Origin of the sequence: Peribacillus frigoritolerans (genome assembly GCF_030676415.1) — a bacterium.
GTDB classification, from domain to species: domain Bacteria; phylum Bacillota; class Bacilli; order Bacillales; family DSM-1321; genus Peribacillus; species Peribacillus frigoritolerans_A.
The window spans coordinates 1-255 of record NZ_JAUUTW010000154.1 but is presented as its reverse complement, the minus strand read 5'-3'; the positions used below and the strand labels follow the sequence as shown (position 1 = coordinate 255).

1 rRNA gene is annotated in these 255 nt (G+C 39.2%); it reads right to left on the bottom strand.

Annotated features, from left to right (window positions below):
- A 5S ribosomal RNA gene (rrf, locus tag Q8G36_RS28860) occupies nucleotides 1–82 on the bottom strand; the annotation flags it as partial.
- Nucleotides 83–255: the final 173 nt, after the last annotated feature.

Sequence of the window (255 nt, the reverse complement as noted above, 5' to 3'; positions counted from 1 at the left end):
CCCAACTACCATCGGCGCTGAAGAGCTTAACTGCCGTGTTCGGAATGGGAACGGGTGTGACCTCTTCGCTATCGTCACCAAACAATGTTAACATTTTTTCAAGACATATATTATTATAACGTCTTTTCGAGAAAATGCAAGAAGAAATTTTCATTCCTTCAAAACTAGATAATAAGAAGGTATTTCATTTTTTTAAAGCGTTGGTTAAGTCCTCGATCTATTAGTATCAGTCAGCTCCACATGTCGCCACGCTTC